Below are 18659 nucleotides of genomic sequence, written 5' to 3' on the forward strand. Positions count from 1 at the left end.
AGCTGGCCGGGCTTTCCCGGTTTTTGCCGGGCTTTTGCGGGGCTCTGACGGGTGCTCCGGGAGCCCGGGGTCGGTGTCCGAAAGCGCCGGCCCCTCGTCGGGCCCGGGTGCGGGGGTGCGATTCGGGGGGCCGTCCAATGGGTGATTATCGGGCCGATCGCCACCCGAAAAGCCCACGGTGTAGCTCGAATGCGGCGTTCTCGAATGGTGCGTCCCCGGAATCCGGCTGACGGTGAAGGCAGTCGCTGCTGCGAACCGATGAGCCGATGATGTGTCGGCCGTCGCAGTCGCGGCGAAAGGAATGGATCCATGCGCTCTGCCCGCACCCTGTGGATTTCGGCCGCGGTCACCGCGGTCCTGTCGGTTACCGCTCCCGCCGCCTATGCCATCGCCGTCGCTGACGACCGTGGCGCCGCCGGCTCTGCTTCCAGCCGCGACGGCGACTACGGGGACGACTACGAGAAGGACGACTACGGCAAGGGTGGCCACGAGAAGGACGACTACAGCAAGGACGACTACAGCAAGGACGACTACAGCAAGGGCGACGAAGGCAAGGACGACTACTCCAAGGACGACTACGAGAAGGACGACTACGGCAAGGACGACTACGAGAAGGACGACTACGGCAAGAAGGACTGGGACAAGGGTGGCCACAAGGAAGACCACGGCAAGAAGGACTGGGACAAGGGCGGCCACGACAAGGGTCACAAGGGTGACCACGGCAAGGGCGGCCACGACAAGGGCGGCTACGAGAAGGACGACTACAGCAAGGACGACTACAGCAAGGACGACTACGACAAGGGCGACAAGCCCGAGGGTGGCGTCAAGACCGGCGGCGGCGCACTTGCCGGTGTCGTAGCCAACGGTGACTGGGACAAGGACGAGCACGGCAAGGGTGACCACGACAAGGGTGGCCACAAGGAGGACCACGGCAAGGGCGGCCACGACAAGGGTGACAAGGGCGGCCACGACAAGGGTGACAAGGGTGGTCACGACAAGGGTGACTACGAGGACGACTACAGCAAGGACGACTACGACAAGGGCGACAAGCCTGACGGTGGCGTCAAGGCTGGTGGCGGAGCCCTCTCCGGCGTCGTGAGCAGCGACGACTGGGACAAGGGTGACAAGGGCGACAAGGACTGGGACAAGGGCGACAAGGGTGACCACGACAAGGGTGGTCACGACAAGGGCGACAAGGGCGACTACGACAAGGGTGACAAGGGCGACAAGGAAGACAAGGGCGACTACGACAAGGGCGACAAGGGCGACTACGACAAGGGCGACAAGCCTGACGGTGGCGTCCACACCGGTGGCGGTGGCCTTGCCTCGAACGGCAGCGGTCTGGCTGCCGGGTCGATCCTGATGCTCGGTGGCATCGGCGCGGCTGTGTACAAGCTGCGTCGTCGTAACGCCTCTGGTGGTGCCCGCGCCTGAGACGGCCCCCTCTCCAGCCGTTTCGCCGCGTTGTCGCGGCCGCCGTCCGGACCGGACGGCGGCCGCGGCGCCGACGTTTCCCCGCCGCACCAGGCCGGTCCATCGCACTGAAAGGCAGACACATGACTTTCCGGCAGCCGTCCGATGAGCCCGCCCACTCCTTCATCGGCTCGCTCACGACTCTTCGGCAGGCCGTGCTGTGGCCCGCCGCCACCGTGAGTGCGGGCGCGCTCCTGGTCTACGGCTCCTTCAACGCCTCCACGCTCCAACTCCAGCCGGTCCGCCCCGTGGTGGTGGTCACCCCCAGCCTCATCGGCCCCAACCCGCTCTCGGCCGCCGCACCCACGGGGCCCGGACCCGCGCTGGTCCGTTCCATCCCGCTGCGGATCCGGATCCCCACCATTTCCGTGAACGCCCCCTTCACTCCGCTGACGCTCGCCGCATCAGGCCAGCTCAACGCTCCACCGTCCAACGACAAGAACCTCGTGGGCTGGTACAACGGCGGCGCCACACCCGGTGAACGCGGCACGGCCATCGTCGCGGGCCACTTCGATACGAAGACGGGCCCGGCCGTGTTCGTGAACCTCAGCGCACTCAAGAAGGGCAGCAAGGTCGAGATCACGCGCGCGGACGGCAAGGTCGCCACGTTCAAGGTCGACTCGGTGGAGTCGTTCAGCAAGGCGAAGTTCCCCAACGCCCGCGTGTACAACGACGCCTCGACCGCCCAACTGCGGCTGATCACCTGCGGGGGCCAGTACGACCACAAGGTCAAGGACTACAAGGAGAACGTCGTGGTGTTCGCCCACCTCGAATCCTCGCGCAAGGCCTGACGGGCGGTCCGCGGCGGGGCGGTCGGGGGAGGGGCGCCGCTACGCCCGCTCCCGGGGCCCGGCCAGCAGGGCGGCGAGGTTCGGCGGCCACAGGGCGTCGGGTGAGGCAGCCAGCTCGTCGGGGGTCCACCAGCGCCAGCCGAGGATCTTGTCCGCGGCATGGGAGGCGGTGAGGTCGTCCGTCAGATCACGCCGGGGGCCGTGGGCCACGTAGATGTGCTCGTGCTGGTGTACGAGGATGCCCGCGCGGGTGAAGTCGTGCTCCCAGGTGCACAGAAGGCCGCCCGGTTCCAGATCCGTCCAGCCGGTCTCCTCGCGGAGCTCCCGCAAGGCACCCTCGCGGGGAGTCTCGCCCGGCTCCAGACCACCGCCAGGCATGGCCCAGTGGACGCCGACCTCCTCGTTGTCGTACCGGAAGAGGAAGACGGCACCCTCGGGGTCGAGTACGGCAACTCTCGCTGCGCGGCGGGACTTTCGCATCACACCACCCTACGGGTTGCCCGCCCGCCGGCCTCGGATTCGGCCCCGCCCTCGTCGCCCAGTCGCCCGGCGAAGCCGTCGAGGAGTGACCGCAGCCCCAGCTCGAAGAGGGCGTCGAGGTGGAGGTCGTACCCTCCCTGGGCTTCGAAGGCGGCGAGGACCTTGTTGAACACCGGATATCTGCCGGACGAGGCGATGGCCTGCAGCGAGGAGCCCTGGCCGTCCATCCACTGGTCGTCGGACACGCCCGTGGCGGACGCGGCCTGTGCCTCGCGTTCCAGGTTGACCGCGAGGCCCTCGATATGGCTGTAGAACACCACGTGCAGGTCGAACATCGCGACGGGATCGAGGCCGTGCCCGTCCAGGGCGCTGAGCAGCCACTCGGCGTGGACGATCAGATTGGGAAGCAGCAGCGGCCGGGTGAGCGGGCTCAGTTGGGCCAGCCAGGGGTGCCTGCGGAACAGTGCCCAGAAGGTGCGTGCGCCCAACTCCAGCCGGGCCCGCCAGCCGTCCGGGGGTTCGTCGGGGTACGTCTCCTCGCCGAAGGCGGTGTCGGCCATCAGCAGAACGAGGTCGTCCTTGCTGGTGACGTAGCGGTACGGGAACATCGCGGCGACCCCCAGGCGCGCCGCCACCCCGCGCATCGACAGTGCGGCCAGGCCCTCGGTGTCCGCGATCTCGATGGCGGCGCGGATGATCCGCTCGCGGGTCAGTTCACGGGCCGGGGCCTCCGCGGCCGGCGTGGCTGACATGCCCGCTCGGGTGCCGGCCTCCCCGGTGACGACCGTGCCGACTCTGGGGCGGGCCTCCACGAGTCCTTCCAGCCGCAGAGCCGTGAGTGCCTTGGTCGCGGTGGCGAGCGCGACCCCGTACTCCCGCGCGATCTGCCGCGTCGACGGCACGCGGTCGCCCGGTGCCAGCTCGCCACTGGAGATGCGGCGACCGATCTCGGCGGCGATGCGCCGGAACGGCGGCTCGGTGGGTGGAGGCATGGGCCCGCCTGTCGGTCGGTGGTTCTTCCGAGATTTTCTCGCGGATCTCTCGCTGTACTAGCTCAGAGCCTAGCAGCGCAAAGCCCGCCCAACTCCCGGCTGATCTAGGGCAGTTGCGAGAAAAGTACAGTCGGCAGGGCTGCATGTACGTCGTACATTCAGTCTGCGTACACCGTATGAAGGAGTTCACCGATGACGACTGTCCTCATCTCCGGCGGCGGAATCGCCGGATCCGCGCTCGCCTAATGGCTGCACCGCCACGGCCTCACTCCCACCGTCCTCGAACGCGCCCCACGCCCCCGCCCCGGAGGCCAGGCCATCGACATCCGGGGCGTCGCCCTCGATGTCATGGACCGCATGGGCCTGCTGGACCGGGCCCGCGAGCTGCGTACACGCATGCGAGGCATGTCGGTGCTCGACGGCGACGGCAACGAGATCCACCGGTCGACCGAAGGCGCCTACAGCAGCGGCCGGTTCGACAGCCCCGATATCGAGGTGCTGCGCGAGGACTTGGTGCGCCTGCTCGCCGAACAGGCCTCCGACCGCGCCGAGTTCATCTACGGTGACAGCATCTCCGCCCTGCACGAGCACGAGCACGGGCGCGATGCCGGGATACACGTGGACTTCACCAACGGCCCCTCCCGGACCTTCGACCTGGTCGTGGGGGCCGACGGTCTCCACTCGGGGGTGCGCCGACTGGTCTTCGGCCCCGAGCAGGACTTCATCCGGCACCTGGGCACGTATCTCTCCGTCTTCAGCGCCGACAACTTCCTGGACCTGGACAACTGGCAGGTCTGGCTGCGGGACGGTGACACCGGATTCGGCCTCATGCCCGTGCGGGACAACTCCGAGCTCAGGATCGCCGCGGGCTTCCGCTCCGAGCCCCTCGCCGACCAGGACACGGAGACCCTGCGGCAGCGGGTCGTCGCCGGCCTCGTCCCGCTGCCCTGGGAAGGCCCCCGACTGGCGAAGGCCGCGGCGCAGGCCCCTGACTTCTTCTGTGACGCGATGGCCCAGATCCACATGGACCGCTGGTCACGGGGCCGCACCGCACTGATCGGCGACGCCGCCCACTGCCCGTCCCCACTGTCGGGCCAGGGCACGAGTCTGGCGCTGGTGGGCGCCTACGTCCTCGCCGGGGAACTCGGACGCACACCCGGCGACCACGGCACGGCGTTCGACCGCTACGAGGAGCGGATGCGTCCGTTCGTCGCACTCAACCAGGCGCTGGCGACGGAGAATCCGGAGGGTCCGGCGAGCGAGGAGTCGATGGCCCGGGCCAAGAACGCGATCACGCTCGACGTGTGAGACGGCGGACACGTCAGGGCACAGGCGGGGCGGCGCCCGGACGTGTGGGGGCGCCGCCCTGACGGTGCCGGTTCGGATGCGTCAGACGTTCGCGTACACCCGGGTCGCGAACTCCGCGATCTGCGCGTCTGTGAGGTTCTTGGCCAGGTTGGCCTCCGTGATCATACCGATGAGCTGGTGGCCGTGCGCGACGTCGATTACCGGGAGGCGCTTGATCTGGTGCTGCTCCATCATCGCGAGGGCCTCGTCGGCGGCCGCACCCGCGTCGATCCAGTGGAGCTCTCCGGAGAGGGAACCGGCCTGGACGGTGGCGGGGTCTATTGCCTCGGCGCAGCACCGGACCACGATGTCGCGGTCGGTGATCAGGCCTGTGAGTCTGTTGTTGTCACCGCAGATGGGCAGGCACCCGACGTCCAGGTCGCGCATCATGCGCGCCGCGTCCAGCAGGGACTGGTGCGCGCCGATGCACTGGACGCCGCTGGTCATGATGTCCTTGGCGGTGAGCTGGGATGTCCGGGTCATGGTTCCCTTCCGTTCCCTTGCGTTCTGTCCTGTCCGTCACCGCTGCGGGGGCCTGTCCTGGCCCGTCTGGCCGGGCTGGTCGCCGCCGAGCTGCTCCTTGAGCTTGTCCTGGGCGGTGTCGACCTGCCTGCTGTACTTGCTCTGGGTCCGCTCGTCGGCCATGTCGCCGGCTTTGTCGACGCCCTGCGAGGCGTGGTGCTCGTGACCCTTCAGCATCTGCTTGATCTTGTCCATCATGGACATGGACGACCTCCTTGAGATGAGCCCCCGCCTTCCAGGGTCACCTCCCGTCCCGCCGCCCGCACCTTCGGTGCAAATCCGTTGCCGCCCGGCGTGCGGTGCTGAATGCTTCCCGCCATGTCCGGCAACGACGTGGCCGCGCTCTACTCGCACGGGCGACTGACCACCATCCCCCGCAAACCCGCCCGCCGCGAGCAACTGCTCACGCATCTCGCCCGCACCCTGTTCGAGCCGGGCCGTGACTACAGCGAGCCCGAGGTCAACGACGCACTGCGCACGGTCCACGACGATGCCGCCGCGCTCCGCCGCTATCTGGTCGTCGCGGGACTGCTGGCCCGTACCGGGGACGGCAGCAGCTACCGCCGCGTCGCCCTGTCGCGGGCCTCGTAGCGATCGCCCAGGCCCCACGCCTGGTGCATCGCGTCGGCGAAGGCCCCCGCAAGCTTGTGCTCGCCCGACGGGCCGGGGTGGGTGCCGTCGTAGGTGTCGGTGTCGATGTCGTACGCCTCGGGCGTGGACGCCAGCAGCAGCGGGGCGGTGTCGGAGTCCACGTCGGCCACCGTCTTGGCGAGCAGTTCGTTGAAGCGTGCGCACTCGACGGCGAAGGGGGCGTCCGTCAGCGCCCGCACATTGGGGATGACGGGCAGCAGCACGGCCCTGATGTGCGGATTCGCGGTGCGGGCGGCATCGACGAAGGCGCGGACATTCTGGGCTGTCTGGACGCTGTTGGTGTAGAAGCCGAGGTCTATCAGGCCCAGCGAGACGAGCAGCACGTCCGCGCGGGCCTTGCGCACCGCGTCCGCGATCAGCGGAGCCATGTGCAGCCAGCCCTCGCCCCAGCCGGCCAGATGCCGACGGGCGTGGGCGGGGAAGTCGGGATCGGCGTAGTCCGTCGAGACGGCGGCGTCGGCGGTGACGTCGTACAGCTCGGAGCGCGGTCCGACGATCTTGTACGGTCCGCCGAAGGACCGGTTGAGGTGCTGCCACATCCGATAGCGCCAGGTGTAGTCGCCGGCGCGTCCGATGGTCATGGAGTCACCGACGAACATGAAACGCATGGGCCCTATCATCGCCGACCCCCGCGGGGTGCGGTCCTGGCCGGTGACGTGACGATGGACACTTGGGGGCATGCGTTCGTTGCGTAGGACTCCGATCTCCGCTGCCGCCGCCGCTGCCCTCCTGCTGGTGGGCGGCGCCGCCGCCGTGCCCGCCGCCCCGGCGGTGGCCGACGACGGTGACGGCGGGGGCTTCACGATCAAGGACCCCCGGATCACCGAATCCAGCGGCCTCGCCGCGAGCCGTGCCCACCCGGGCATCTACTGGACGCACAACGACCAGGACGAGCCCAGGGTCTTCGCCGTCGACGCGAAGACCGGAGAGACCGTGGCCACCGTCACCCTCCAGGGCGTCGGCAGACCCCGCGACATGGAGGCCGTCTCGGTCGGCCCGGACGGCGATGTCTACGTCGGCGACATCGGCGACAACCTGAACGGAAGCTGGGATCATGTCTGGATCTATCGCTTCCCCGAGCCGCGCGAGCTGAAGGACACCACGGTCCGCGCCACGCAGTACACGGTGAAGTACGCCGACGGGCCGCGCGACGCCGAGGCGCTGATGGTCCATCCGAAGACCGGCCGGGCCTACATCGCCAGCAAGAAGGACGGCGGGGGAGGGCTGTACGAGGGCCCCGAGCGACTGGTGAAGAACGGCACCAACGTCTTCCGCAGGATCGGTGAGGTGCCGTGGGTGACGGACGGCGCGTTCTCGCCGGACGGCAAGGAGCTTGTGCTGCGCTCCTACTTCAGTGCCCGTGGTTACGAGTGGAGCGGCGGACACCTCGGCGCCGACCACGCGGTCAGCGCTCCGCTGCAGGGCCAGTCCGAGTCGGTGACGTACACGTCCGACGGCAAGGCGCTGATGTTCGGCACGGAGGGCGAACAGAGCGAGGTGGTCCGCCGGGAGCTGCCCGGCAAGGACGGCGACGGCAGGGGCGGAGCGACGGACTCGCCGCAGGGGTCCGCGAGCGGCGGCGCTTCGGGTGCCGACGGTGACGGGAACGGGAAGCAACTGGCCGTGCCTGCCGGTCTGCTGGTCGCCGTGGCGGTGGTGGCGCTGGCGGTTCGCGCCAGGCGACGAGGCACCCGGTAGGGCGGCCCGTACGGTCGGAGCTGGGGGACGCCCGGCGTGGGACGAGGACTTCGGCCCGTCGCCGGGCGTCCCGCCGCCGTCGGGGGCGGTGCCTGAACTGCGCCTGCGCCAGGCCGATTCGCCGCTCCTCGGCAGCTGCCCGTCGCCCGTATCCGGGATGCCGGAACAGGTGACGCTCCGCGACGTGTGCCAGCGGGTACGGCGAGTCCGGCGGCGCCCCCTGGCGTCCGAAGCCGGAGGCCCGGGGTGCCCGGCCGGGAGCGGGGAGACATCGTCCCGACCGGGCGGGCCCCGGGCCCGCGCCGTTGTTCGCGCACCTTGGCCCTCGGGGCCGGGGTGCGGTGTTCTGTCCGGTTCCGTTCAGCTCTGCTAGCTCTGCCGTGCTTGCTCTGCGGTGCTCGCTCGGGTCAGATCAGGTCAGCCCTCCGGGCACTCCTTCCAGGCAAGCCGGTACACGGTGTTGATCTCGCCGTCCGTCGAGTCCATCGTCATGAAGCTGACCTGCGAAGGGCTGGACGTGCCCGCCTTCACCCGGAGCTCGGTGTTGATGTTGAAGTTGCGCTTCACACCGCAGGGAGCCCAGACCAGCTGCCCCCACTCGGTGGTGTCGGTGGCCTGCCAGTTGTCGTCGTACGGTCCGACGAAGGAGTGGTTCCTGGCCGCCGTGTCGGGCGAGCCCTGGAAGTAGTAGGAGGCCTTCTGGATGGCGCTGGCGCCGCGCTGGAGGGCGGCGTAGCCGCGGTAGTCCGCGCTGGCGACGGCGTAGGTGAAGCCCGACGGGACATGGACGATCAGGTTGAGCTGGCAGTTCTTGCGGAAGTCGGTGGGGTCGGCGTTGCCCCCGACCTTGGCCAGGTAGTCGCTGTAGGTGACGGTGAACGCGGTGTTGTCCGGGGAGACCGCGACCGCGGCGGTCCCTTCCTTGCACCCTGATCCGTTCACCGTGGCGATCTCGATGACGATCTTGTCCGGGGGCGCGACGATGGTGGCACTCGATGCGCTGGCGTTGCCGGCGTTGCCGGCGACGAGTGTGGAGGCGAGTACCGCCGTGACGGCGGCGCCGGTGCGTAAGGCACGGGGCATGCTGAGCGCTCCGATCGGTGATGGTGGTCGGTGGCCTATCGGTGGTGCACGCGATGCAGTTGATGCACGTGGTGAACCGTGGGGGGTCCAGCCGATCCCATGACGCGCATGGCACTGCGTCGGATCGCTGCCGATCGTAGGGAGGGAGCAGGGCGCCCGATAGGGCAGATATCAGCCGTACGCACACGCGGCCTACACGCTACCTACACGTAACTGGCACCCGGTGCGCACGGCGAACGCGACGAGGACCCGGCCATGTGCGGCCGGGCCCTCGGTACGGGTGGAGTCGTACGTCGCCGTCTACAGCTTCTCGATGACGTAGTCGACGCAGGCCGTCAGGGCCTGGACGTCCGCCGGGTCGATCGCCGGGAACATCGCGACCCGGAGCTGGTTGCGCCCCAGCTTGCGGTACGGGTCGGTGTCCACGATCCCGTTCGCGCGCAGCACCTTCGCGACCGCCGCCGCGTCGATGTCGTCCGAGAAGTCGACGGTGCCGATGACCTGCGAGCGCTTTGCCGGGTCGGCGACGAACGGCGCCGCGTACTTCGACTCCTCGGCCCAGCCGTAGAGCGCCCGTGCGGAGGCGGCCGTGCGGCGCACCGCCCAGTCCAGACCGCCCTGGCCGTTGATCCACTTGAGCTGCTCGTTGAGCAGGAAGAGGGTCGACAGCGCCGGGGTGTTGTAGGTCTGGTTCTTACGGGAGTTGTCGATCGCCGTGGGCAGGCTGAAGAACTCCGGGATATGCCGCCCGGAGGCGTGGATCCGCTCGGCGCGCTCAAGCGCGGCGGGCGAGAACACACCGATCCACAGGCCGCCTTCGGAGGCGAAGGACTTCTGTGGCGCGAAGTAGTAGACATCGGTCTCGGCGATGTCGACCGGCAGACCACCGGCGCCGGACGTGGCGTCCACCAGCACCAGCGCGCCGTCGTCGGCCCCCGCGACCCGCTTGAGCGGGGCGGCGACACCGGTCGAGGTCTCGTTGTGGGTGAAGGCGTAGACGTCGGCGCCCGCCTCGGCACGCGGCTCCGGGTGCGTACCCGGGTCCGAGGAGATCACGGTCGGCTCGGCCAGCCAGGGGGCCAGCTTCGCGGCCTTGGCGAACTTCGACGAGAACTCGCCGAAGGTGAGGTGCTGCGACTTGTTCTCGATGAGACCGTGCGTCGCGATGTCCCAGAAGGCGGTGGAGCCGCCGTTGCCGAGGATCACCTCGTAGCCGTCGGGGAGCTGGAACAGCTCGGACACTCCCTCGCGCACCGCGCCGACCAGGTTCTTGACCGGGGCCTGGCGGTGGGACGTACCGAGCAGAGACGTACCGGTGGCGGCCAGGGCGTCCAGCGCCTCCGTCCGCACCTTGGAGGGGCCTGCGCCGAAACGGCCGTCGGCGGGCTTGATGTCAGCGGGAATCTGGATATCGGCCACGATCCGGAGCCTAGTCGGTTCTGCCAGGTCGCAGGGGGCGTTGTCCGGCGGATGAGACAAGTGATCACGGGTCGGGACGCCGTGGCGTGCACGGGCGTGCGCAGGGGCGGGACGGGCGACGCGTGGGCCGGGACGGGCGCCGTGCACGGAGGGGGTTCACCCGATCGTGCGGGCGGGAAGGCGTGAGCAGGGGCAGGCTGGGCGCATGGTGGTAGGGCGGTAGCAGAGGAGGAGGCTCATGGCGGGCCTGGCGCGGGACCTTGCGGGGCTTGAGCGGGACCGCGGGGCGCTGGAACGCGACCTCAGAGCCGCCCTGCGCGGAGAGGTCGACTTCACCCCGGCCGCGCGGGCGCTGATGACCATGGACGCGTCCAACTACCGCCGCGTCCCCGACGGTGTCGTCGCCCCGCGCGACGCGGACGACGTCGCCGCCGCGCTGGCCGTCTGCCGCGGCCACGAGGTGCCGGTGGTGCCGCGCGGCGCCGGGACCTCGATCGCCGGGCAGGCCACGGGCACGGGTGTGGTGCTCGACTTCACCCGCCACATGAACGCCGTCGTCGACGTGGATCCGCAGTTCCGCACGGCGGTGGTCCAGCCGGGCGCGGTGCTCGACACGCTGCGTGCCGCCGCGGGTGCCCACGGGCTGACGTTCGGGCCCGATCCCTCCACCCACAGCCGCTGCACGCTCGGCGGGATGATCGGCAACAACGCCTGCGGCTCCCACTCGGTGGCCTGGGGGACCACCGCGGACAACGTCCACGAGCTGTCGGTGGTGACCTACGGGGGCAGGCGCCTGCGCCTCGGGCGCGGCGGTGGCGGTGGTGGCCTGGACGATCCCGGGTCCGCGCCGACCGGGCTGCGGGAGCTGGTCGACCGCCATCTGGCCCTGCTGCGGACCGGCTTCCCCCAGGGACTGCCCCGCCGCATCTCCGGCTACGCGCTTGACGCCCTGCTGCCCGAGAACGCCGCCGACCTGGCCCGCGCCTTCTGCGGCAGTGAGGGCACGTTGGCGGTGCTGACGGAGGCGACCGTACGGCTCGTCGAGTCCCCGCCGCACCGCGCTCTCGCGGTGATCGGCTATGCGGACGAGTCCGCCGCCGCCGACGCGGCGGCCGGTCTGCTGCCCTTCCGGCCGCTGACCGTGGAGGGCATGGCGGCCGACCTCGTGCCCGAACCGGACGCGCTGCCCCGGGGCGGTGCCTGGCTGTTCGTGGAGACCGGCGGCGCCACCGCCGCCGAGGCCAGGACGCACGCGGAGGAGATCCTGCGGGGCGCCGACGCGCTGGACGGCGCCGTGGTCACCGACCGGGCCGGGCAGCGGGCGCTGTGGCGGGTAAGGGAGGACGCGGCCGGCACCGCGACCCGTATGCCGGACGGCACCGAGGCCTGGCCCGGCTGGGAGGACTGCGCGGTGCCCCCGGCCCGGCTCGGCTCCTATCTGCGGGACTTCAGGACACTTCTGGCACAGCACGGCCTGCGCGGCACGCCGTACGGGCACTTCGGCGACGGCTGCATCCATGTGCGTATCGACTTCGACCTGCTGAGCCCGCCGGGGGTACGGCGTTTCCGCGACTTCTCGCAGGACCTGGCCGGTCTCGTGGTGGCGCACGGCGGCTCACTGTCGGGCGAGCACGGGGACGGACAGGCGCGGGCGGAGCTGCTGCCGAGGATGTACGGGGACGAACTGGTGGGCCTCTTCGGCCGGTTCAAGGACCTGTGGGACCCGGCAGGCGGGCTCAACCCGGGCATGCTGGTCCGGCCCGCCCGGCTGGACGAGAACCTCAGGTTCGCCGTGCTGCCGGGGACGCCGGTCGACGTGGAGTTCGGCTATCCGCAGGACGGCGGGGACTTCGCGGGGGCGGTGCGCCGCTGTGTGGGTGTCGCCAAATGCCGTGTGGCGGACGGCGGTCCTGGGCCCGGCGTGATGTGCCCCTCGTTCCGTGCGACCGGCGCTGAGCAGCACTCCACGCGTGGCCGGGCCCGGCTGCTGCACGAGATGCTGGCCGGCGAGGTGGTGACGGACGGCTGGCGGTCGCGGGAGGTGCGGGACGCGCTCGATCTGTGCCTGTCCTGCAAGGGCTGCCGCAGTGACTGCCCGGTCGGCGTCGACATGGCCACGTACAAGGCGGAGTTCCTGCACCACCACTATGCGGGCCGCAGACGGCCCGCGGCGCACTACACGATGGGACGCCTGCCGCAGTGGCTGCGCGCCGCCGCCCCGTACGCCCCGGCCCTCAACGCCGCGGCCCGGATCCCGCCGCTGGCCGCGCTGGTGAAGCGCCTGTCGGGCGTGGCGCCCGAGCGCGACCTGCCGGTCCTGGCGCGCCGCACCTTCACGTCCTGGTGGCGCGGTGGCGAAGGCGCGGCGCCGGAGGGGACCGCCGGCGGTCCAGTGCTGTGGCCCGACACCTTCACCGAACACCTCTCGCCCTCGGTGGGCCGCGCGGCGGTCGCCGTGCTCGGGGCGGCCGGCCTCGAGGTGTCCCTGCCACCGGGCCCGGTCTGCTGCGGACTGACCTACGTCTCGACCGGCCAACTCGACCGCGCCCGCACCGTGATGCGCCGCGCCCTGGACACCATGGCCCCGGCCCTGGAACGCGGAGCCCCCGTCGTCGTACTCGAACCGAGCTGCGCGGCGACGCTCAGGACCGACCTGCCCGAGTTGCTCCACGAAGACCCGCGCGCCCGCGCCCTGGCCGACTCCGTACGCACCTTCGCGGGCGCCCTGGAGGAGTGCGCCCCTTCGTGGACCCCGCCCCGCGTCGACCGCCCGGTAGCCGGCCAGACCCACTGCCACCAGCACGCAGTCCTGGGCGACGCCCCGGAACGCCGTCTGCGCGACCGCGCCGGCCTCACCGGAGAGCTGAGCGGCGGCTGCTGCGGCCTCGCCGGCGACTTCGGCTTCGAACGCGGCCACTACGCGGTGTCGGTGGCCTGCGCCGAGGACCAGCTGCTGCCCTCGGTCCGGGCCGCCGTGGCGGCGGGGGACGCTGCGGTGGTGCTGGCGGACGGCTTCTCCTGCCGTACGCAGCTGGAACAGCTGGCGGGACTGAGGGGGCGGCACCTGGCGGAGGTACTGGCGGAGCAACTGGAAGTGGAGGACCCTGGCGAGGGGATCGACCGCTGAGCCGACTCCGGTCGGAATCCGGGTGCGGTGCCCCGGACGCCGAGAGGAACGCGAAGGGACTCTGGAGCCACGAGGACGTCGTGCTCGTGGTCGAAGTGATGTCCAAGGGTGCCGGGGCCCACGACTACGGGCCCAAGAAGGCCGCCTACGCGACGGCCGGGATTCCCGTTTACCCATCGCCGACCCCTGCGTCGCCAAGTGCCACGCCTACACCGAACCCAAGGACGGCGACTACGCCATCCAGACGACCGTTCTCTTCGGTACGGACGTCGACCTCAGCGGAACACCGGTGGAACTCGTCCTCACGACCGACGAGTTCCCCCGAGGCTGAGCCCGCCTCCGGGCCGGCCACGCACGTCTCACAGCACCGGATGCTGCCCCACCAGGTGCCCGTATCCCCCGGCATCCCACACCAGCACGCGGAACTCGCGCAGGCTGAGGGTGCCGCGTGGCAGTCCGGGACCGTCCTGGAAGTGGACGGTGCCGCAGCGCGCGCAGTACCAGGCGTCCGACCACACGGCCTCCGCGGCGGGCTGGCCGGCTGCGATCCGGCGGGAGGCGGCGCGGTGCCGGGCGGCCCTGAGGAGCAGCAGGGCCGCGGCGACCAGGGCGATCGCCGAAATCCAGGCCAGGAACAGGAACTCGGGCTGGTGCGAGGTGGGCTCGGGTGCCGAGCCGTTCACGAACCCCGAACCGTAGAAGTCGTCGGGCGGGGCCGGTTCGTCCTCGAACCACTCACCGCCCAGGGCCCCGCCGACGAAGGTGCCGATGGCCGCGAGGACGGCGACCAGGCCAAGGCAGCCCCAGCCGTTGGGGCTCGGGGGCGGAGCGGGCGCCAGTCCCTTGGTCAGACCGGTGCTCACCGAGCGCACCGTGCGGTGCCCCTCGCTGTCGGTCGACACCTCGGCCACGGTGTCCAGGCCGGACTGGTACACGGCGGGCACCGCCGTCACGCGGTCCGTGAGCCCGCATCCGGGACAGGGATGCAGGCGCCCCCGTCTGACGTAGTCCACCCTCGTCACAGTTCCCCCCGTTGACGCGCGGTCGAGTGTTTTCCCACACGGTAGCTGGGCGGGGGGCGGTCGAGTCCGCTCAGGTGAAGAGCTGTTCCAGGACCCGCGCCACACCGTCCTCCTCGTTGGTCGCCGTGTGCCGGGCCACGGCCGTGAGCACGTCCGGGTGGGCGTTGCCCATGGCGTACCCCGTGCCCGCCCAGCTCAGGAACGAGAGGTCGTTGGGCATGTCCCCGAAGGCGACGACCTCGGATGCGCTGATGCCGCGCTCGGCGCACAGGGCCGCGAGGGCGTCGGCCTTGGTGACGCCCGCCGCGCTGATCTCCAGGAGGCCGCGCCCGCCCGAGTGGGTGAACTGGGCTTCTCCGCCGGCCGCCTGCTCGGCCAGGACGACCAGCGCCTCCGCCTCGAACCGGGTGGAGTGGGCGAGGAGTTTGACGATGGGTGTGTCCAGCAGCCACAGGTCGGCCAGCGAGGCCACGGGGGACTCGGCGCCGGGGTGCTCCCCGTGGCGGAGCTGGTAGGTCGGTTCGTACCGGATCTGGTGGCCGGTCTCCACGGCGAAGCCGAGGCCGGGAGCGGACTCGGCCAGCACCGTCGCCACCCGGCGGGCGGTGAGGAGGGACAGATCGCGGGAGCTGATGACGGTACGGGGCGCGATGTCGTACAGCTGCGCGCCGTTGCTGCACACCGCGGTCCCGGTCACCCCGGTCGCGGCGGCGACGGCGTCGATGTAGCGCGGCGGGCGGGCGGTGACGATGACGACCTCTGCCCCGGCGTCCACGGCGGTGCGCAGGGCGCGCACGGTGCGCGGTGAGACGCTTCCGCCGCGGCGTAGAAGGGTGCCGTCGAGGTCGGTGGCGATCAGTCGGGGGTGGAGCATGGCTCATCGTATCGAGGGGTGACGGGCCGCGGCTGGGGAGAATGCGAGGTCGAAGGCCGTCCGCGGGAACTGCCGGTGGCGCCCGCTCACTCCCCGTCCGCCCCAACTTGCGCCAGCGCGTTGGCCAACTCCGTGCGCAGCTCAGGGTGTTCCGCGGCCCGCGGCACGGCCAGCGCGGCACGGAACTCCCGCCGTGCCTGAGACCACGCCCCCGCCGCCGCGTACGACTGCCCGAGGCGGCGCCGGATCTCCATCTCCAGGCGTGTGCGGTGTGGTTCCGAACGCGGCGAGATGCGCGCGTGCAGCGCCAGTGCCTGGCGATGGCGGCGTTCCGCTTCCGGGAGCTCGTCGGCGAGCGTCCCCAGCCGGGTCAGCGTCAACGCCAGCAGCATCGGATCGCCGGACTCCCGCAGCAGCGCCTCGCCGCGCAGCAGCACCGCACGTGCCTCCGCGCGGTCGCCCAGCGCGGCATACCCGTCCGCGAGCGTCACCAGGCGCTGGCTGACCGGGATGGGTCTGCCATTGCGTTCGGACCAGGCGAGTGCCGCCAGCGCGTCGGTACGCGCCGCGTCCGCCAGCCCCTGCGCGAACCGGCTCATCGCCCGAAGCGACAGCGCCAGCGACACCCCCCAGGCGTCACCGGCCCGTTCAAGCACCGGCAGCACCTCGGCCACGGTGGCCGACACCGTGTCGTGCCGTCCCCGGATGTAGTCCTGGACGGCCAGACCGGTCAGCGGGTACGCCGCGAGGGAATCGTCACCGCTGTCGTGGGCGTACTCCAGGGCTCGGTGGAACCAGTCGCCCCCCGGCGTGATCCGGCCCTGCTGGTAGTCCAGCAGCCCGAGCGAGCACGCCACCGCGACCCGCAGTGCGGGGTTCCCGCTGCGTTCGGCCGCGTGCAGCGCGGTCGTCAGTGCCGTACGGCCCTCGTCGTAGCGGTCGTGATGGAGGAAGTGGTCCCGCAGCGCCACTCCCAGCCGCGCCGCCAGCGCGTCCTCGCCGTGCGCCGCCGCGAACCCTGGTACGTCCGCCAGATCGGCCCTGGCCTCCGTCAGCCAGCGCTCAGCGTCCCGGGCGGAGCCGAAGCACCCGGACCCGCAGCTCGGCGCCTCGTCCACTCCTGCCGGTGCCCGGCTGTCATCGCTGGTGAGCCATCCCGCCCGCACATACAGCTCCAGCGCCCGCCGACGGGCCCGCGCCGTCTCGTCGGGCCGGGCGTCGGCCAGCTTCCGGGCATGCACCCGCACCAGGTCGTGCAGGCGGTACCGCCCCGGGCCCGGTTGCAGCACCAGGCTGGCGTCGTACAGCTCCTCCAGCACGGTCTCGGCCTCGTCGACGCCCACACCGAGCATCACCGCGGGCGTCCACACGTCGAACTCCGGCGTGGGCGCATGCCCGAGCATCCGGAACGCCCGCTGCCGGTCCTCGCCCAACTGCTCGTACGACATGAGGAACGCGGCCTCCACACTGCGGTCCCCGGCGCTCAGCTCACCAAGTCGCCGCTCCTCGCGTGCCATCCGCGCCACCAGGTGGGCCGGGGACCACGACGGCCGGTGCTGTAGCCGCGCGCCTGCGATCCGCAGAGCCAGCGGCAGGCCTGCGCACAGCCGCGCCAGGTCGGTGACCGCGTCGGGGTCGGCCGCGGAGCGCGCCTCCCCGATGAGGCGGCGCAGCAGACCGACCGAGTCGGCGGTCGGCAGCGGTTCCAGGGTCACGCAGCGGTCCGCGTCCAGCCCGGTCAGCCGGTGCCGTCCTGCCACCAGCACCCGGCTGCCCGGACCGGCCGGCAGCAACGGCCGCACCTGCGCGGCGCTTTCCACGTCGTCCAGCACGAACAAGAGGCGCAGTCCGCTGGTGGCGCCGCGCCAGGCGGCGATCAGGTCGTCGCGTTCCTCGGGGACGTCCGAGTCGGCCGTGCCCAGGGTGCGTAGCAGCCGCTGGAGCAGCTGTGCCGTGGAGGGGCGGCGGTCACGGCCGCCGTCGTCCGGTGAGTGGTGGGTGCGCAGATCGAGGAACAGGGCCCCGTCCGGGTGCTGGGGACGGAGCGTCCACGCGGCGTGCACCAGCAGCGAGGTCTTGCCGACCCCGGCCGGTCCGTCCACTGTGGCGATGGTGACGGTGTCGCCGGGCCCGGACGCGGTGAGTGCGGCTACCTCGGCGGCCCGTCCGACCAACGTGCCCGCGTTGCCGGGAAGTTCATTGACGGTGCGCGATGGACGGGCCCGCTTCGGCGCCGGCGCGGCCAACGCGACCGGGACGACGGGGCGGCGGCCGGTGACCGCGGTGTCATCGTGCCGGAGCACGGCCGCGTGCAGCTCCCGCAGCGCCGCCGACGGAGTGGTCCCCAACTCCTCCCGGAGCCGACGCCGCAGCCCCTCGTACGCGGCGAGCGCCTCACCCTGCCGGCCCGCGCCGTACAGCGCCCGGATCCGCAGCGCCAGCACCGTCTCGTCCAGCGGATCGGCGGCGGCCTCCGGCTCCGGGGCTGCCAGCTCGGCGAGGACCTCACCGCACCGGTCGAGCCGCAGCAGGCAGTCCAGCCGCCGCTGCCGCAGCGAGCGGCGTTGCAACACCAGCCGTTGCCGCTCCCCGCTCGCGTACGGTCCGGGCAGTCCGGCGAGTGGTTCCCCGCGGAACAGGCGCAGGCCACGTTCGGCGGCGTCCAGTGCTCCAGAGGCGTCACCGGAGTCCAGCAACCGGCTTGTGGCCGCGGCGAGTTCGGAGAGTCGTGCCGTGTCGAGGTCGACCGCGGCCGCGAACCGGTAGCCGCCCGCTCCGCCCCTGATCACCGAACCGCCCTGTCCCGTCCCCGGCATGTCCAGGGTGCGCCGCAGCGCGTACACGTAGCTCGGCAGTACGCGACGTCCGCTCGGCGGCGGTTCGTCGCCCCACACCCCGTCGATCAACTGCTCATGGCTGACCAACCGGCCACCGCGCAGTACCAACGCCACCAGCACCGCCTGCCGTCGGGCCGGGCCGACCGGTGTCTCTCCTCCGCCTCGCCATGCCTGCACGGGGCCGAGTAACGAGATGCGCAGGTGCAGGTCATCCGGCGCCCCAACTGCCATCTGGGCTCCCAGGGTCATCCACGGATCATCAGGATTTCATCGCTATTGCAGCGGCGGGCACCACGGTTGGCAAGTCAGCGCAGGGACACGGGCGTCGCGGTGCCGTGCTGTC

General features: G+C 71.3%; 16 protein-coding genes. 6 read left to right on the top strand and 10 right to left on the bottom strand.

The genetic code is table 11. The features are described 5' to 3' along the window. The first annotated feature begins 309 nt into the window (after positions 1-309). Together ABZ532_RS06030 and ABZ532_RS06035 are read left to right on the top strand one after the other, a co-directional pair. Complete coding sequence (locus ABZ532_RS06030; RefSeq protein ID WP_361279893.1) at positions 310-1434, top strand: hypothetical protein; 1125 nt, start codon at positions 310-312, stop codon at positions 1432-1434. 122 nt (positions 1435-1556) lie between these two features. Continuing rightward, a complete protein-coding gene (locus ABZ532_RS06035) occupies positions 1557-2264 on the top strand; it encodes a class F sortase (protein WP_361279894.1) in 708 nt (235 codons plus the stop codon). A gap of 39 nt (positions 2265-2303) precedes the next feature. Here the strand turns inward: ABZ532_RS06035 and ABZ532_RS06040 are convergent, their stop codons facing one another. Together ABZ532_RS06040 and ABZ532_RS06045 are read right to left on the bottom strand one after the other, a co-directional pair. Beyond that, the gene (locus ABZ532_RS06040) at positions 2304-2744 is read right to left on the bottom strand and encodes an NUDIX domain-containing protein (RefSeq protein WP_361279895.1); all 441 of its coding nucleotides are present in this window, start codon (positions 2742-2744) and stop codon (positions 2304-2306) included. Further along, entirely contained in the window at positions 2744-3736 is a 993-nt protein-coding gene (locus ABZ532_RS06045; RefSeq protein WP_361279896.1) for a GntR family transcriptional regulator, read from the bottom strand. Before ABZ532_RS06045 ends, ABZ532_RS06040 begins: the two co-directional genes overlap by 1 nt. 249 nt (positions 3737-3985) lie before the next feature. Between ABZ532_RS06045 and ABZ532_RS06050 the strand changes: the two genes are divergently transcribed. After that, the gene (locus ABZ532_RS06050; protein ID WP_361280106.1) at positions 3986-5044 is read left to right on the top strand and encodes an FAD-dependent monooxygenase; all 1059 of its coding nucleotides are present in this window, start codon (positions 3986-3988) and stop codon (positions 5042-5044) included. A gap of 81 nt (positions 5045-5125) precedes the next feature. Here ABZ532_RS06050 and ABZ532_RS06055 read toward each other — a convergent pair whose 3' ends face one another. Continuing rightward, the gene (locus tag ABZ532_RS06055) at positions 5126-5566 is read right to left on the bottom strand and encodes a CBS domain-containing protein (RefSeq protein WP_361279898.1); all 441 of its coding nucleotides are present in this window, start codon (positions 5564-5566) and stop codon (positions 5126-5128) included. 36 nt (positions 5567-5602) lie between these two features. Continuing rightward, a complete protein-coding gene (locus ABZ532_RS06060; protein ID WP_361279899.1) occupies positions 5603-5809 on the bottom strand; it encodes an antitoxin in 207 nt (68 codons plus the stop codon). A 114-nt stretch (positions 5810-5923) separates the two neighbouring features. On the opposite strand from ABZ532_RS06060, the gene ABZ532_RS06065 reads away from it, so the two are divergent. Continuing rightward, positions 5924-6196, top strand: coding sequence for a DUF2087 domain-containing protein (locus tag ABZ532_RS06065; protein WP_361279900.1), 273 nt, complete (start codon positions 5924-5926; stop codon positions 6194-6196). Here the strand turns inward: ABZ532_RS06065 and ABZ532_RS06070 are convergent. Further along, the gene (locus tag ABZ532_RS06070; protein WP_361279901.1) at positions 6163-6864 is read right to left on the bottom strand and encodes a GDSL-type esterase/lipase family protein; all 702 of its coding nucleotides are present in this window, start codon (positions 6862-6864) and stop codon (positions 6163-6165) included. The genes ABZ532_RS06065 and ABZ532_RS06070 overlap by 34 nt on opposite strands. Before the next feature lie 70 nt (positions 6865-6934). Here ABZ532_RS06070 and ABZ532_RS06075 point away from each other — a divergent pair, with 70 nt between their 5' ends. Beyond that, positions 6935-7954, top strand: coding sequence for a WD40 repeat domain-containing protein (locus ABZ532_RS06075; protein WP_361279902.1), 1020 nt, complete (start codon positions 6935-6937; stop codon positions 7952-7954). A gap of 417 nt (positions 7955-8371) precedes the next feature. Here ABZ532_RS06075 and ABZ532_RS06080 read toward each other — a convergent pair whose 3' ends face one another. Together ABZ532_RS06080 and serC are read right to left on the bottom strand one after the other, a co-directional pair. Beyond that, positions 8372-9037, bottom strand: coding sequence for a DUF4360 domain-containing protein (locus ABZ532_RS06080; RefSeq protein ID WP_361279903.1), 666 nt, complete (start codon positions 9035-9037; stop codon positions 8372-8374). Between the two features lie 300 nt (positions 9038-9337). Beyond that, positions 9338-10456 (bottom strand): phosphoserine transaminase, encoded by a 1119-nt coding sequence (gene serC / locus ABZ532_RS06085; RefSeq protein ID WP_361279904.1) that lies wholly within the window; start codon positions 10454-10456, stop codon positions 9338-9340. 238 nt (positions 10457-10694) lie between these two features. On the opposite strand from serC, the gene ABZ532_RS06090 reads away from it, so the two are divergent. Further along, positions 10695-13583 (top strand): FAD-binding and (Fe-S)-binding domain-containing protein, encoded by a 2889-nt coding sequence (locus ABZ532_RS06090; protein WP_361279905.1) that lies wholly within the window; start codon positions 10695-10697, stop codon positions 13581-13583. Between the two features lie 359 nt (positions 13584-13942). Here the strand turns inward: ABZ532_RS06090 and ABZ532_RS06095 are convergent, their stop codons facing one another. The 3 genes from ABZ532_RS06095 to ABZ532_RS06105 form a co-directional block, all read right to left on the bottom strand. Next, positions 13943-14536 (bottom strand): hypothetical protein, encoded by a 594-nt coding sequence (locus tag ABZ532_RS06095; protein ID WP_361279906.1) that lies wholly within the window; start codon positions 14534-14536, stop codon positions 13943-13945. Positions 14537-14675: 139 nt separating this feature from the next. After that, complete coding sequence (locus ABZ532_RS06100; RefSeq protein WP_361279907.1) at positions 14676-15479, bottom strand: Cof-type HAD-IIB family hydrolase; 804 nt, start codon at positions 15477-15479, stop codon at positions 14676-14678. An 86-nt stretch (positions 15480-15565) separates the two neighbouring features. Beyond that, positions 15566-18565 (bottom strand): BTAD domain-containing putative transcriptional regulator, encoded by a 3000-nt coding sequence (locus ABZ532_RS06105; RefSeq protein WP_361279908.1) that lies wholly within the window; start codon positions 18563-18565, stop codon positions 15566-15568. Positions 18566-18659 lie beyond the last annotated feature (94 nt).

Origin of the sequence: Streptomyces sp. NPDC019396 (genome assembly GCF_040632375.1) — a bacterium.
Taxonomy (GTDB): Bacteria; Actinomycetota; Actinomycetes; order Streptomycetales; family Streptomycetaceae; genus Streptomyces.